The 14,683-nt window shown below is 65.0% G+C and carries 14 protein-coding genes; 6 read left to right on the top strand and 8 right to left on the bottom strand.

The window, feature by feature from the left end:
• Positions 1–57: 57 nt before the first annotated feature.
• Positions 58–774 (bottom strand): HAD family hydrolase, encoded by a 717-nt coding sequence (locus NMB41_RS01685; RefSeq protein ID WP_494380763.1) that lies wholly within the window; start codon positions 772–774, stop codon positions 58–60.
• Between the two features lie 218 nt (positions 775–992).
• On the opposite strand from NMB41_RS01685, the gene NMB41_RS01680 reads away from it, so the two are divergent.
• Together NMB41_RS01680 and NMB41_RS01675 are read left to right on the top strand one after the other, a co-directional pair.
• Positions 993–1,592, top strand: coding sequence for a hypothetical protein (locus NMB41_RS01680; RefSeq protein WP_494380762.1), 600 nt, complete (start codon positions 993–995; stop codon positions 1,590–1,592).
• A gap of 19 nt (positions 1,593–1,611) precedes the next feature.
• Positions 1,612–2,289 (top strand): hypothetical protein, encoded by a 678-nt coding sequence (locus NMB41_RS01675; RefSeq protein WP_494380761.1) that lies wholly within the window; start codon positions 1,612–1,614, stop codon positions 2,287–2,289.
• Positions 2,290–2,461: 172 nt separating this feature from the next.
• Here NMB41_RS01675 and NMB41_RS01670 read toward each other — a convergent pair whose 3' ends face one another.
• From NMB41_RS01670 to NMB41_RS01650, 5 genes are all read right to left on the bottom strand, one after another.
• Positions 2,462–2,653, bottom strand: a complete 192-nt coding sequence (locus NMB41_RS01670) for a hypothetical protein (protein ID WP_494380760.1) — start codon at positions 2,651–2,653, stop codon at positions 2,462–2,464.
• A gap of 217 nt (positions 2,654–2,870) precedes the next feature.
• Entirely contained in the window at positions 2,871–3,647 is a 777-nt protein-coding gene (gene rsmA, locus NMB41_RS01665) for a 16S rRNA (adenine(1518)-N(6)/adenine(1519)-N(6))-dimethyltransferase RsmA (RefSeq protein WP_494380759.1), read from the bottom strand.
• Entirely contained in the window at positions 3,648–4,724 is a 1,077-nt protein-coding gene (pdxA, locus tag NMB41_RS01660; RefSeq protein ID WP_494380758.1) for a 4-hydroxythreonine-4-phosphate dehydrogenase PdxA, read from the bottom strand.
• 4 nt (positions 4,725–4,728) lie between these two features.
• A complete protein-coding gene (locus NMB41_RS01655; RefSeq protein WP_494380757.1) occupies positions 4,729–6,132 on the bottom strand; it encodes a peptidylprolyl isomerase in 1,404 nt (467 codons plus the stop codon).
• Positions 6,133–6,193: 61 nt separating this feature from the next.
• On the bottom strand, positions 6,194–8,419 hold the full coding sequence (locus NMB41_RS01650; protein ID WP_494380756.1) for an LPS-assembly protein LptD: 2,226 nt from the start codon (positions 8,417–8,419) through the stop codon (positions 6,194–6,196).
• Positions 8,420–8,514: 95 nt separating this feature from the next.
• Between NMB41_RS01650 and NMB41_RS01645 the strand changes: the two genes are divergently transcribed.
• From NMB41_RS01645 to NMB41_RS01630, 4 genes are read left to right on the top strand one after another with little or no spacing between them, the layout of a single operon-like run.
• The gene (locus NMB41_RS01645) at positions 8,515–9,573 is read left to right on the top strand and encodes an aminoglycoside phosphotransferase family protein (protein WP_494380755.1); all 1,059 of its coding nucleotides are present in this window, start codon (positions 8,515–8,517) and stop codon (positions 9,571–9,573) included.
• Positions 9,574–9,596: 23 nt separating this feature from the next.
• The gene (gene murU, locus NMB41_RS01640; RefSeq protein ID WP_494380754.1) at positions 9,597–10,316 is read left to right on the top strand and encodes an N-acetylmuramate alpha-1-phosphate uridylyltransferase MurU; all 720 of its coding nucleotides are present in this window, start codon (positions 9,597–9,599) and stop codon (positions 10,314–10,316) included.
• Positions 10,313–11,644: an aminopeptidase P N-terminal domain-containing protein gene (locus NMB41_RS01635; RefSeq protein WP_494380753.1), complete on the top strand. Its 1,332-nt coding sequence runs from the start codon at positions 10,313–10,315 to the stop codon at positions 11,642–11,644. Before murU ends, NMB41_RS01635 begins: the two co-directional genes overlap by 4 nt.
• The gene (locus tag NMB41_RS01630; protein ID WP_494380752.1) at positions 11,644–12,837 is read left to right on the top strand and encodes an FAD-dependent monooxygenase; all 1,194 of its coding nucleotides are present in this window, start codon (positions 11,644–11,646) and stop codon (positions 12,835–12,837) included. The genes NMB41_RS01635 and NMB41_RS01630 overlap by 1 nt, the downstream gene beginning before the upstream one ends.
• A 33-nt stretch (positions 12,838–12,870) precedes the next feature.
• On the opposite strand, the gene NMB41_RS01625 is transcribed toward NMB41_RS01630, so the two are convergent.
• Complete coding sequence (locus NMB41_RS01625) at positions 12,871–14,346, bottom strand: NAD(P)(+) transhydrogenase (Re/Si-specific) subunit beta (protein ID WP_494380751.1); 1,476 nt, start codon at positions 14,344–14,346, stop codon at positions 12,871–12,873.
• A complete protein-coding gene (locus tag NMB41_RS01620; protein WP_494380750.1) occupies positions 14,343–14,678 on the bottom strand; it encodes an NAD(P) transhydrogenase subunit alpha part 2 in 336 nt (111 codons plus the stop codon). Before NMB41_RS01620 ends, NMB41_RS01625 begins: the two co-directional genes overlap by 4 nt.
• Positions 14,679–14,683: the final 5 nt, after the last annotated feature.

Below are 14,683 nucleotides of genomic sequence, written 5' to 3'. Positions count from 1 at the left end.
CAGAATGGTTGCGTGTCTATTATGCACCCTCAGGCACGCCCTGTGCGGAACGCGCACTCATCGATGTTCGCGCTTGAGCCAGTCGAGCAATCCATCCATGTTCGCCACGATCGCATCCGGCTGCACGCCCTCTTCCAGGTGGCGCCGGCTGGCGGTGCGGTTCATCCACACGGCGCGCAGGCCGGCGCGCTGGGCGCCCTGGACGTCGAGCAGCAGGTCGTCGCCGACGTGGACGGCGTCGTGCGCGGCCACGCCGAGCGCGTCGCAGGCAGCGTGGAAAATCGACGCATCCGGTTTCGCCCGGCCGAAACTCGGGGCCGCCACCGAGACATGGAAATGGTTGGACAGGCCGATCGTCTGCAGGTCGGCATTGCCGTTCGTGACCGACCCGACCAGCACCCGCCCCTTCAGGCGCAGGAGCCCGGGCAGCACGTCGTCGTAGGGAATCACGGCATTGCGGGCGGCGAAGAATTCGGTCATGGCCAGTTCGACCTTGTCCGCGTCTTCTCCGGCCTGCTCGAAGGCGGCGATCAGGCCGGCGCGGCGCAGTGCGCCCAGGTCGAGCTGGAATTCGGGACGGCGCGCGAGCAGCTCGAGACGCGCCTGGCGCAGGCTGTCGATGCTGAAGCGTTCGGCCACGCGCGGCGCGTTGTTGGCAAGCCACGCGAACAGGGTCTGTTCGGCCTGCACGATGACGGGCGCGATCGGCCACAGCGTATCGTCGAGGTCGAACAGGATGGCTTTGGGCCAGGGGCGGCGGTTGGAAGGCTTCATCGCAGGCGGTCGTGAGGATGGATCCAGCATAGCGAGGCCAGCGGCGAAATGCAAACGTGCGCGGCTGACGCGAGGCCGACGCCACCCGTTACACCGTGATACAAAGCCTAATGAGCCCGGCCCTTGTCAAATGCTCTAAAATGATGGGCAAACTTCTACCATGCTGTCCGGCGCCTCACGATTTGCGCGCCTTGTCCCTCCCCTTTTTTGGAGAAATTATGATTCGTTCCCCCCTGCGTGCCGGCCTCGCGCTCGCATGCGCGCTCAGCCTGTCCGCCTGCGGCGGCGGCGACGGTGATGTCTATGTCGGCGGCACGGCGTTCGGCGTCACCAAGCCTGGCCTGGTCCTGACGAACAATGGCCGCGACGATCTCGCCGTCAACGCGCCCGGCCGATTTTTCTTCCCGACCCGCGTCGAAACCGATTCCGGCTACAACGTCGAGGTGAAAAGCGTCCCGCCGAATGTCGACGGGATCAAAAATTGCGCTGTCTCGAGTGGCTCGGGCAAGGCCGTCTTCACCATCGAGACCGTCGTCGTGTCGTGCACGATCCGCACGCATGCGCTGGGCGGCAAGATCCTCGGCCTCGGCAACGCGACCGGCCTGGTGCTCGTGAACGGCATCGACCGCAAGGAGATCGCGCCATCCGGTTCCGACAACCCCCTCGACTTCAACTTCAACATGGCGCCGGTGACGGAAGACCTGGCTTACGGCGTCACCATCCTGCGCCAGCCGGAAGGCCGCACCTGTACGGTCGAGAACGCAAGCGCCACCATGCGCGATACCGACATCAACAACGTCGTCGTGCGCTGCGCTTAATCATTTCGTGGAGACTCATTTGAAAAAATCGATCCTGGCGCTGTGCGCGCTGACCCTGGCAGCGGGCCTTGCGGCCTGTGGTGGCGGCACGTCGAAATATACGGTTGGCGGAACGGTCACCAACCTGCAGTACGGCCCGCTGGTCCTTGTGACGAACGGCATGGAAGTCGCCATTCAGCCGCAAACTGACGGCAGCGGCAAGCTCGTGCCGACGATTAACTATGCCTTCCCGAACCAGCTGGACTACGGCGACGCCTACAGCATCACCTTGAAGCCGATCGGCACGAACGAGAACGGCACAACGATTTATCAGCAGCCGCCTCATCAGGTGTGCGGCCCTGCAGACGTGCAAGGCAACATCACGTCAGATACGGCTGGCCGCCTCTCCGTCATCAATGCACAGTTCGTATGCAACCTGGCCACCCATACGATCGGCGGACAAATCACGGGCCTGGCAGCGGACACGCTGATCCTGACCAATGGCGGCAATCAGCTGACGCTGACCAAGGATACGGCGACGGGTCTTTATCCAACCAGTTTCACGTTCCCGACACAGGTCACCTACAAAACGACCTATGGCGTGACCGTCCTGCAGCAGCCAACAGGCCAGACCTGCACCGTCACCAACGGTGCCGGCGAGATGGGCGACGAGGACATCGCGTCGATTCGCATCAACTGCACCACCAACGCAACCTGAGGCAGAGAGACATTCACAATATATATGTCGATCATTCCTAAAGAAAATTAGACGTATATGTTGTGGTGCAGCATAATTGCACCTGTCTCCTCCAACTCTCCTCAGAAAAGAATTGGATTTCAGCCCGCCCGCAACGGCGGGCTTTTTTTTGCCCGCGCTATTGGGAGCCGGCTCAACCGAACTTGGTGGCGGCCGGGAGGCGCTTGCCGGTGACTTTCACGATTGCCATTTTCTCGTTGCCGACCGAGACCATTTCGCTGGCGCGGACCTGGGCCTTGTAGCTCTCGGCGCTGGCGTAGGTGCTCACGCCGACGACCAGTGCAGCGACCAGGAACATCGATTCCATGTGTTTGAGGACGTTCATTTCAGACTCCCTTCGGTGAGATATGTGCCGTTTCGGCTTTCGATGGGAGTACTTTAGCAAGCGCCCTTGTCGCCTTCCATCGGACTGCGACGAACTGCACAAAGCGCACGATGAAGCGCATAAAGCGGGGATATGAAGGGTTTGTGCGCTGCGGCACGGATGAGTTGCGGGGCGCGCAGCGGGGCCGATGCCCGCCCCGCGCCCAGCCTGGTGTGGCTTACACCGGCTTGAGGATATTCGACAGCGCCACGTACTGCTCCAGGCTGACGTTCTCCGGCCGCACGCCCGGATCGATGCCGGCCTCGACCAATTGCGCTTCGGTGAACATGCCGGCCACGCAGTTGCGAATGACCTTGCGCCGCTGCGAGAAGGCCTTCTGCACCACGGCCGACAGGGTGGCGCCGTCGACGGCGAGCTTGTTCCGGGTCGGGATCATGCGCACGATGGCAGACTCGACCTGGGGCGGCGGATCGAAGGCGGTCGGCGGCACGATGAACAGCAGCGACATGTCGTAGCGCCATTGCAGCATCACCGACAGGCGGCCATAGGCCTTGGTGCCGGGCTCGGCCACCATGCGCTCGACCACTTCCTTTTGCAGCATGAAATGCTGGTCCTCGACCAGGTGCGCGAACTCGGCCAGGTGGAACAGCAGCGGGCTCGAGATGTTGTACGGCAGGTTGCCGACGATGCGCAGCTTCTGCCCTTCCGGCACCGGCAGGGCGCCGAAATCGAATTTCAGGGCGTCGGCCGAATGCACGGTCAGCTTTTCGCGCGGGTAGGCTTTTTCGAGGCGCGCCACCAGGTCGCGGTCGAGTTCGACCACGTGCATGTGGTCGAGTTGTTTCAATAGCAGCGCCGTCATCGCCGCCAGGCCCGGGCCGATCTCGACCATCGCCTCGCCCTGGCGCGGGTCGATCGCGTCGATGATGCTGGTCAGGACCAGCTTATCGGTCAGGAAGTTCTGGCCGAAGCGTTTGCGTGCTACGTGTTTCATTTAATCTTTCGTTGAATGTGTGCGGCTGGCCGTGCGCTGACTGGCCGTGACCATGTCCATGGCGGCGCGGATCGCCTCTTCCATGCTGCCGCAATCGGCCAGGCCCAGCCCCTGCGCCGCCAGGTCGAGCGCGGTGCCGTGGTCGACCGAGGTGCGGATCAGGGGCAGGCCGAGCGTGACGTTGATGCCGCGTCCAAAGGTCGCGTGCTTGAGCACGGGCAGGCCCTGGTCGTGGTACATGGCCAGCACGCAGTCGGCGTCTTGTAAATATTTAGGCTGGAACAGCGTATCGGCCGGGTACGGGCCGCGCGCATCGATGCCGCGCGCCTGCGCCGCCGCCAGGCTGGGTGCGATGACCTCGATTTCCTCGCGCCCCAGGTAGCCGTTTTCGCCCGCATGCGGGTTCAGGCCGGTGACCAGGATGCGCGGCGCAGCGATGCCGAACTTGTCGCGCAGGTCACGGTGCAGGATGTCCAGCACCTGGGCCAGGCCCGCGCCCGTGATCGCGCCCGGCACGTCCTTCAGGGGCAAATGGGTCGTGGCCAGCGCCACGCGCAGATAGGGCTGGCCGCCGGCGGGCTGGCCGGCCAGCATCATGACCACCTTCGGGGTATGGGTTTTTTCAGCCAGGTATTCGGTGTGGCCGGAAAAGGCAACGCCGGCCTGGTTGATGGTGCTCTTTTGCAGGGGCGCGGTGACGATGGCGTCGAACCAGCCGGCCTGCACGCCCTCGAGCGCGAGGTCGAGCGTGGCCAGCACGGCGCGCCCGTTTTCGGCATCGAGCGTGCCGGGCGTGACGTGGGCGGCCAGCGGCACGTCGATGACGGCGATGCGCTCTTTGCCGAAATGCGGCAGGCCGCCGTTGCGCAGCGCCTGGATCGACAGCGCCGCCAGGCGGATCGACGGATCGATCAGGCTGGCGGTGAGCGCGAGAAAAGCCGCGTCGCCGACCAGCACGCAGTTGGCCTGTTCGCGCAGCGCCCAGGCGGCGCGGATCGAGATCTCGGGCCCGATGCCGGCCGGCTCGCCGACGGTGAGCGCCAGCGTCGGGCGGCGCACTGTCTGCGGCGCGGCCACGGTGTTACGCCTCCTCGCGGTACTCGACGTAGGCACGGTCGCGCACTTCGCGCGCCCAGTCCTCGAAGGCTTCACCCAGTTTGCGCTCGCGGATCACCTGGCGTGCGCGCAGGCGGTCTTTTTCGCGGCTCTGGTCTTCGGTCTTGCGCTCGAGGACTTCGATCAGGTGGAAACCGAAAGGCGATTCGACCACGTCCGACAGCTGGCCCGGCTTCAGGGCATCCATCGCGCTGGCGAATTCCGGCACCACGTCTTCGGCGGTGACCCAGCCCAGGTCGCCGCCCTTGGCAGCCGTGCCGTCCTGGCCGTTCTGGCGCGCCAGTTCTTCGAAGGTCGCCGACTTGCTCTCGATTTTCGCCTTCAGCTCGGCCAGTTTGGCCTTCACTTGCGCGACCGGCATGGCCGGCGTGGCCTTCATCAGGATCTGGCGCACGCGGGTCTGCTGGACCAGGGCCTGCTCCGGCGCCTGCGCCGCCTGCGCCAGGTTGCGCTTGTCGATCACCTTGACGATGTGGAAACCGGTATTGCTCTTGATGACAGGCGTCACCTGGCCCGCGCCCAGCTTGCGCAGCTGCTCGCCGATCAGCGGCGGCAGGCGGTCCGGATCGCGCCAGCCGATGGCGCCGCCCTTGAGTGCGTCGGGCGCATCGGAATAGGTGGCGGCGATCTTGGTGAAGTCGGCGCCGGTGCGCAGCTGGCGCAGCACTTCGTCGGCGCGCGCGCGGCGGGCGGCGATCTGCTCGGGCGTGGCGTTGACCGGGATGCTGACCAGGATCTGGGCGATGTCGAGCTCGACCTTGTCGGCCGCGGCGGCTTTTTCGGCGGCGAGATAGGTGTCGATCTCGGCGTCCGAGACCTGGATCTTGCTGTCGACCTCATGCTCGCGCAGGTTCTGCAGCATGATCTCGTTGCGGATCTCTTCGCGGAAGGCGGCGAAGGTCAGGCCTTCTTTTTCCATCTGGTTGCGCATGTCCTGGACCGACATCTTCTGGCCTTCGGCGATGCGGGCGATGGCGGCGTCGAGCCTGCGGTCATCGACGCGCACGCCCATTTCCTTGGCCAGCTGCAGCTGGGCGCGCTCGACGATCATCGATTCGATCACCTGACGCTCGAGGTCGACCTCGGCCGGAAGCTGGGCGTTCTGGGCGCGCAGGCGCTGCACGATCTGGGCCACGCGGCCGCTCACTTCGTTCCTGGTCAGGACCTCGTCGTTGACGACGACCCGGATCGAATCGATGACGTTCGCGCTGCTCGAGGCCGGCGGCAGGAAACCGCTGCCCGGCTGGCTGGCGGCAGGCGCAGCCGGCGCCGCGGCGCCCTTGCTGTCCTGTGCCAGGGCGGCGTTGGCCGTGAGCGCGCACAGCAGCGCCGCTGCGAGCTTAAGGTGATGCAAACTGGTAGTACGCATAGTCTGGGAAGCACTCATTCAGGTCAAAAATCATCCATGGTCCCGGTTAGGGGCGCCCTTGCTAGGGGCGGCCGACGTTGCCGTTGAGCCGCGTATAGCCGGGAATACTCTTGTAAAACGACTCCAGCGGGTTGCCCAGCCCAAGGCGCGACAGGCCGTTGAGCTCGAGCTGGAAGAACATCGGCGTCGAGGTCGTTTGCGCTGCCGTCACGAAGCGCTGCGCGCCCGCCCGGAAAATCCAGCAATCGGCCTTGTACTCGAGACCGATCAGGCTCTCGAGCACCTTGTGGTCGCGCAGCGAATAGCTGACGCGGCCAACGCCAAACCAGCGCGCCGACAGCGGCCACTGGGCCGATACGTCGGCATTGCGGAAGCTGTTGCGCACGTAGCGGTACTCGGCATTGAGCACTTTCATCGGTCCCGGCGTCCAGCGTACGCCATGGTTCTGGCTATACAGGCTGGTGCTGGTTGCGTCGTATTGTACGCTGCTGTCGAAGTTCCAGTTATCGATGATGCGGCCCGATGCCGCCAGCAGCAGGTCGGAGCGGCCCTGGCGGTCCTGGGTACGGCCCGGCAGCTGCACGCGCGGATCCTCGAAATAAATGCGCTGGCCCACCGCCATGCGCAGGCGCTCGGCGCCGTCGGACTCGATGTAGCGCGACACCACGGCGGCCGTCAGCTGGTTTGCGTCGGAGACGCGGTCGCCGCCGACGAAGCGGTTTTCTGAAAACAGCTGGGCATAGCTGAAGCCCGATTCGCCGGTGTCGAAGAGCGGGAAGTCGTCCTGGTTCTTGTAGGGCGTGCGTACATAGAACAGGCGCGGCTCCAGGGTCTGGGTGATCGCCTTGCCGAATAATTTGGTATCGCGCTCGAACACCATGCCGCTGTCGACCGAGAAGATCGGCAGCGTGCGCGAGAGGTTGGTCTCACGGCCGGCATTGCTCTGCATGTTGTACTTGGTCGCGTGCAGCATCAGCTTGGGCGTGACGTAGTAGCCCGGGCGTACCCATGGATAGCTGACCTGGGACACGGCCAGCAGGCGGTTGCCGCTGTCAAAGGTCGGATGCGAAAAGCGCGTCGCCTCGGCGTCGACCGCCCAGTCGAAACCCTTCACGTCATAGCGGCCGGCGTGGAAGTTAATCTGCGGCAGGCGGTCGTAGGGACGTGGAATCGACAGTGCCGGATTGGCGACCGCCGCCGGCTCCTGCAGCACCTGGATGTTCTGCGCGCGCGCGGTCAGGCTCCAGTACTGGGTACCGTAACTGGTGTACACGTCGCGCACCAGCTGGCGCTCGGCGCTGGTGGCGACGGTGGGCGAAAAGTCGCTCGGGTATTCGTCATCCGACGCCGAATGCAGGTTCCAGCCGTAAGTCCAGCCTGGCGCCAGCGTCTGGTTGTGCAGGGAGTCGACCCGCCAGCGGTCGCTCTTCGTGATGCGGTCGTCGAGCAAGCCTTCCACATGGGTCTGGCCGGCATACGGCCCACGTTCCGTTTCGCCCATGTAGCGGGCGGTCGCGCCGAGCTGCAGGCCGCGGTCGAACATCAAGCGCGGGTAAACCGTCAGGTCGCGGTTCGGGGCGATGTTGAAGTAGTACGGCACCATCACCTCGGACTTGCCTTTCGAGCCGAAGCCGACGGTCGCCGGCAGCCAGCCCGAACGGCGCGCGCCCGAGAGCGAGAACGACAGCGCCGGCGTACCGAGGATAGGCACGTCCTTGAAATAGATGATGGTCTTGCCGGCGGTGCCGACGTCGCGTCCCGAATCGAGGCGCAGCGTGCTCGCCTTCAGGTACCAGTCGGGGTTCGGCCCTTCGCAGGTGCTGTAGGTGCCGTCCTGGACCAGCGCTTCGTTTTCGCTAAGGAAATCGATGCGGTCGGCGCGGCCTTGCGCATTGTTCATCTGCAGCTTGTACTGCGGATTGGTCACATAGCCGCGTCCGGTGGACATGTTCAGCTGCAGCGTATCGCCCTGGTAGCGGTCGCCAAAACGCCACATGTTGACGTTGCCGGTGGCCGTCACTTCGTCTTCCACCAGCAGGTAGCAGGCGGTGTCGGCCTTCAGCTTGGTCTGGCCGCGGGTGATTTCGACGTCGCGGCTGAGATTGAGTTCGCGGTCCGGACGGCCGCCGATCTCCTCGGCACGCACAGTAACGGGAAGCGATTGTTCGTCGGCTTGGGGCGCAGGCGGCGCAACTTGCGCATGCAAAGGCCCCGAGGCCACGGTAACGAGGGCGGACAAGGCAACTGCCCGCCGCCGCGGGAATGGTAGGGCCGTAAACCAGCTCATGGAATCTGTGGCTGCACCATAAAGGGCGATTTTTTGGATTGAATCCCTTATTATATGGGAATTGCCTTCCTCAACCGGTTTTACCTGGACGCTTCATGTCTTCTTTGTATCAAAACTCCCCCACTTCCTCCGAGCAAGACGCGCGCCTCGCACTTCTCACCGAATGGCTGAGCTCTCTCGGCCTGGTGGAAGCCGGTTCGCGCCGCCCGGCCTCGTCCGATGCGAGCTTTCGCCGCTATTTCCGGTTCGATGTGGCGCAGGCGCTACGCGCGAAACTGGGCGATACCCTCATTGCCATGGATGCCCCGCCCGAGCGCGAAAACGTGCCGGCCTTTATCCACGTCCAGGGCTTGCTGCATGAGGCCGGCGTCAGCGTGCCGGCGATCGTCGCGCGCGATGTCGAACGCGGCTTCCTGCTGCTGTCGGACCTCGGCACCACCACCTATCTGTCTCGCCTCGATTCCGACAACGCCGCCTTCATGTATTCGGATGCGGTCGACGCCCTGATCAAGTTCCAGCTGCACAGCCAGCCGGGCGTGCTGCCCGAGTTCGACCGCGCGTTCGTGCTGCGCGAGATGAACCTGTTCCCGGAGTGGTATATCAACCGCCACCTGGGCGTGACGCTCGATGCGGCCCAGCAGGCCAAGCTCGACAAGGTGTTCGAGGCCATCACTTCAAATGTGCTGGCCCAGAGCCAGGTGTTCATGCACCGCGACTTCCACTCGCGTAACCTGATGTTCCTCGACCAGGGCAACCCGGGCGTGCTCGACTTCCAGGACGCCGTGTACGGACCCGTTACCTACGACCTCGGCTCGCTCCTGCGCGACGCCTATATCCAGTGGGACGAAGAAATCGTGCTCGACTGGGTGATTCGCTACTGGCAAAGCGCCAAGCAGGTCGGCCTGCCGGTCAATCCGGACATCGACGCCTTCTACCGCGACTTCGAATTCATGGCCCTGCAGCGCCACCTGAAAATCCTGGGCATCTTCTGCCGCCTGAACTACCGCGACGGCAAGGCCATCTACATGGGCGACTTGCCGACCGTGATGGACTACGTGCGCAAGACCGCCAACCGCTACACCGAACTCAAGCCCCTGATCCGCCTGCTCGACGCCTTCGAGGACAAGGCGCCCCAGGTCGGCTATACGTTCTGAGCTCACATTTCCCGAGAAGCCCCATGAAAGCCATGATCCTGGCCGCCGGCCGCGGCGAACGCATGCGTCCACTGACCGACGCCTGCCCGAAACCCCTGCTCAAGGTGCGCGGCCGTCCGCTCATCGTCTGGCACATCCTGAACCTGGTGCGTGCCGGCATCACCGAGATTGTGATCAACCATTCGCACCTCGGCCACATGCTCGAGGAAGCGCTGGGCGACGGCAGCGCGTATGGCGCGCGCATCGTCTATTCGCACGAGCCGGTGCCGCTGGAAACGGCAGGCGGCATCGCCAATGCCCTGCACCTGCTGGGCAAGGAGCCTTTCGTGGCGCTGTCGGGCGACATCTATGCACCCTATTTCGACTTTTCGCAGGTGTTCGATGCGTTGCCCGAGAATGACGCCGTCGGCCAGCCGCTCCCTGCGGACAAGCGCGACATCGCCTGGCTCTACCTGACGCCGAACCCGTGGCACAACCCGGAAGGCGATTTCGGCATGGACATGTACACGCTCTCGAACGAAGGCAGCCCGAAGTGGAACTTCGGGAACATCGGCGTCTACCGCCCAGAAATGTTCGACGGTATTGCCCCTGGCGAGTTCGTCAAGTTCGGCCCGCTGATGCGCAAGTTCATCGCGCAAGGACGCGTCGGCGGCGAGATCTACGAAGGCCCCTGGGTCAATGTCGGCACCGTCGCCCAGCTCGAGGAACTCAACGCGCCGATGGGCAAAAGGGCCGGCGCGTGACCCCGTTTGCCGCCCGCCGCGCACGCCTGGCGGCAAGCATGGAGCCGGGCGCGGTGGCGGTGCTGGCAACGGCGCCCGAAGTGGCGAGGAACAGCGACAGCGACTACCCCTACCGGCACGACAGCTATTTTTACTATCTGACCGGTTTCATGGAGCCGGAAAGCGTGCTGGTGCTCGTCGCTGCCAAAGGCGACACGGCCGCGCGTTCGATCCTGTTCTGCCGCGAGAAAAACGTCGAGCGCGAGATCTGGGACGGCTTTCGCTACGGCCCGGCCGCGGCGCTGGACGCCTTCGGCTTCGACGAGGCCTATCCGGTCGGCGAACTCGATGCGCAGATGGCGCGCCTGCTGGCCGACGTCCCCGCCTTTTACTATGCGCATGCCCACAACGCGGCGCTCGACGCCCAGGTCGCGGGTTGGCTGAAGGCGGTGCGCGCCCAGTCGCGCAGCGGCATCACGGCGCCTGCACGCACACACCACCTGCTGGCCCTGCTCGACGAGATGCGCCTGCTGAAGGACGACGCCGAACAAGGGCTGATGCTGCGCGCCGCCACGATCGCCGGCGCCGGCCACGTGCGCGCCATGCGCGCCGCGCGCCCCGGCATGTTCGAGTACGAGCTCGAGGCCGAGCTTTTATACGCCTTCCGCAAGAGCGGCGCCCAGTTCCCGGCCTACACGCCGATCGTCGCCGCCGGCGCGAATGCCTGCATCCTGCACTACAGCGCCAACAATGCGCCCATGCGCGACGGCGACCTGGTGCTGATCGACGCCGGCTGCGAATTCGACAGCTACGCCTCCGACATCACACGCACCTTCCCCGTCAACGGTCGCTTCAGCGAACCACAGAAACTGCTGTACCAACTGGTGCTGCGCGCGCAGGAAGCGGCCTTGCAGGCGATCGTCCCGGGCCGCCCCTACAGCGACGTGCACGAGGCGGCGCTTGCGGTGCTGGCCGAAGGCATGCTCGACCTGCAGCTGCTCGACAAGGCCAAATACGGCAGTGTCGACAACGTGCTGGCCGAGCGCGCCTACACGCCCTTCTACATGCACGGCACCGGCCACTGGCTGGGGCTCGACGTGCACGATACCGGCAGCTACCGCGATCTGTCTTTGGAAAGTAAACCTTCGCGGCCTTTGGCGCCGGGCATGGCGCTCACCGTCGAACCGGGCATTTATGTCCGGCCCGGCCCCGGCGTGCCGGAACAGTTCTGGAACATCGGCATCCGCATCGAGGACGACGTCATCGTCGGGCAATCCGGTGCACGCGTGCTGTCCGGTGCGGCGCCGAAGACGGTGGCGGAAATCGAAACCCTGATGGCGGAGCGCTGATGGAACAGCACAATGACAATGTCGACGTCGCGATCTGCGGCGCCGGGCCGGTGGGGCTGGCACTGGCCGCCCTGCTCACGCGGCGCGGCATCGCAGGATCGCGCATCGCCCTGATCGACGCCCGTGCACTGGGCCAGTCGATTTCGGATCCGCGCTCGATCGCGCTGGCCTGGGGCAGCCGCATGCTGCTCGAGGAAGTGGGCGCCTGGCCCTTCCCTGCCACGGCGATCCACACGATTCACGTCTCGCGCCGCGGGCAACTGGGACGCAGCTTGCTGGACCGTTCTGAACATAAGCTCGATGCACTCGGCTATGTGACGCGCTATGGCGAGGTGGTCGATGCATTGGCGCGCGCGGTCGAACGCGCGGGCGTGCAGGTGATTCGTCCGGCACGCGTGGCTGCGCTCGACGAGACAGGCGAGCATGTGCTGCTCTCGCTCGACGACGGCCGCACGATTACCGCGCAAGTCGCGGTCGGGGCCGAGGGCGGCGTGTTCGGGCAGCAGGAAGGCAAGGCGCGCATTGGCCAACACCTGCGCGATTACGGCCAGAGCGCCGTCATCGCCCGGGTGTCCGCCAGCAGCCCGATCGCGCACCGCGCCTTCGAGCGTTTTACGGACGAAGGGCCGCTGGCCCTGCTGCCGCAGGAAGGCGCCGACGGTTTTCAGTATGCGCTGGTCTGGTGCGTGAAGCCGGAGCGCGCGGACGCGCTGCAGGCGATGGACGAAGCACGGTTTTTACATGAACTCGGCGAAGCCTTCGGGGGCCGGCTCGGAAAGTTTGTAAAAGTATCGGCGCGCTTTGCCTATCCGCTCGGCCTGAACGCCGAACCGCATGCCACCACGCGCACGGTCGCCATCGGCAACGCCGCGCAAACCCTGCACCCGGTGGCCGGGCAAGGCCTGAACCTCGGCCTGCGCGACGCGGCCGTGCTGGCGCGCCTGCTGGCGCGCTGCCCGGGGCCGGAAGGCATTGGCCGCTTCCTCGAGGAGCGCGCCCAGGACCGGAACATGACGATCGCGCTGACCGACGCCATGGCGCGTGCCTTTGTCGGCAGCGGGCCGCTGCAGTCGGTGCTGGGTCTGGGACTGGCGGCGCTCGACGTCGTTCAGCCGGCGCGCACCATGCTGGGGGAGTTGATGATGTACGGGCGGCGCGGCGGCTCGGCACTGCTGCCGCACAGGCTGCGATAATCCGCGGCGGCCGCTGGCCGCCGCTCCCCTACGTCAATCGACCGCCTTCACCATCGACTCGATCACCTTCTTCGCGTCGCCAAACACCATCATCGTGTTCGGCATGTAGAACAGCTCGTTGTCGAGACCCGCATAGCCCGACGCCATCGAGCGCTTGTTGACGATGATGCTTTTCGCCTTGTAGGCTTCCAGGATCGGCATGCCGGCAATGGCCGATTTCGGATCTTTCGCCGCCGGGTTCACCACGTCGTTCGCGCCCAGCACCAGTACCACGTCGGTCTGGCCGAACTCGCCGTTGATGTCTTCCATCTCGGCCACCTGGTCGTAAGGCACCTCGGCTTCGGCCAGCAGCACGTTCATGTGGCCCGGCATGCGTCCCGCCACCGGGTGGATCGCGTAGCGCACCTTGACGCCGTGCTCGGTCAGTTTATCCACCAGCTCTTTCACCGAATGCTGGGCCCGCGCCACGGCCAGGCCGTAGCCAGGAACGATGATGACCGATTCCGCGTTCTGCAAAATAAAAGCGGCGTCTTCGGCCGACCCGGATTTCACCGGGCGCTGTTCCTGGGAGCCGCTCACAGCCGCTACCGCCTCGCCGCCGAAGCCGCCCAGGATCACGTTGAAGAACGAGCGGTTCATCGCCTTGCACATGATGTAGGAGAGGATCGCGCCGCTTGACCCCACCAGCGAGCCGGCGATGATCAGCATCGAGTTATTCAGCGAGAAGCCGATGCCCGCCGCCGCCCAGCCCGAGTAGGAGTTGAGCATCGACACCACCACCGGCATGTCGGCGCCGCCGATCGGGATGATGATGAGCACCCCGAGAATAAAGGCCAGCGCTGTCATGATGACGAAGGGCGTCCAGGCCGGCTCCACCGCATCCGAGAAGCAGAACACCAGCCCCAGCGCGACGAGGGCGATCGCAATGACCAGGTTCAGGATGTGCTGGCCGGCGAAGCGCACCGGCGCGCCCTGGAACAGGCGAAATTTGTACTTGCCCGACAGTTTGCCGAAGGCGATCACGGAGCCGGAGAAGGTCACGGCGCCCACAAACGTACCGATGAACAGTTCCAGGCGGTTCCCGAAGGGCAGCGCCCCGCCGCGCGCGGCGATATTGAAGGCCCAGGGTTCGGACACGGCGGCCACCGCGATGCACACGGCAGCCAGGCCGATCAGCGAGTGCATCGCCGCGACCAGTTCCGGCATCTTGGTCATCTCGACCTTCTTGGCCGCGAAGGTGCCGACCGCGCCGCCCACCACCACGCCCAGCAGCACCAGCGGGAAGCCCATGCCGCCGCTGCGTGAAGCGTCTCTGGCGGCCGCAAACTCGGCCTGCATTTTGAAGATCAGGGCGATCGTGGTGGCGACCGCGATCGCCATGCCGGCCATGCCGAATGTGTTCCCCATGCGCGCCGACGAGGGCGAGGACAGCCCCTTCAAGGCCTGGATGAAGCAGACCGAGGCCACCAGGTAAAGCAGCGTGACCACATTCATGCTGATGTAGCTCATGCAGCCTCCTTGCTTGCCGCCTTGACCGCATCGGCGGACCGCTTCGGTTCCTTCTTCTTGAACATCTCGAGCATGCGCTGGGTGACCAGGAAGCCGCCGAACACGTTCACGGCGGCCAGCGCGACGGCGACCGTGCCCATGGTCTGGCCAAGCGCGCCTTCGGTGAGGCCGGCGGCCAGCATGGCGCCGACGATGATGATGGCCGAGATGGCGTTGGTGACGGCCATCAGCGGCGTATGCAGCGCCGGGGTGACGGTCCAGACCACGTGGTAGCCGACGTAGATCGCCAGTACGAAGATGATCAGGTTGATGATGGTGTGGCTGATTTCCATGTCCG

The sequence above is a fragment of the Massilia sp. FBCC-B171 genome (genome assembly GCF_059134155.1).
This window is presented reverse-complemented; position numbering and strand designations above follow the sequence as displayed.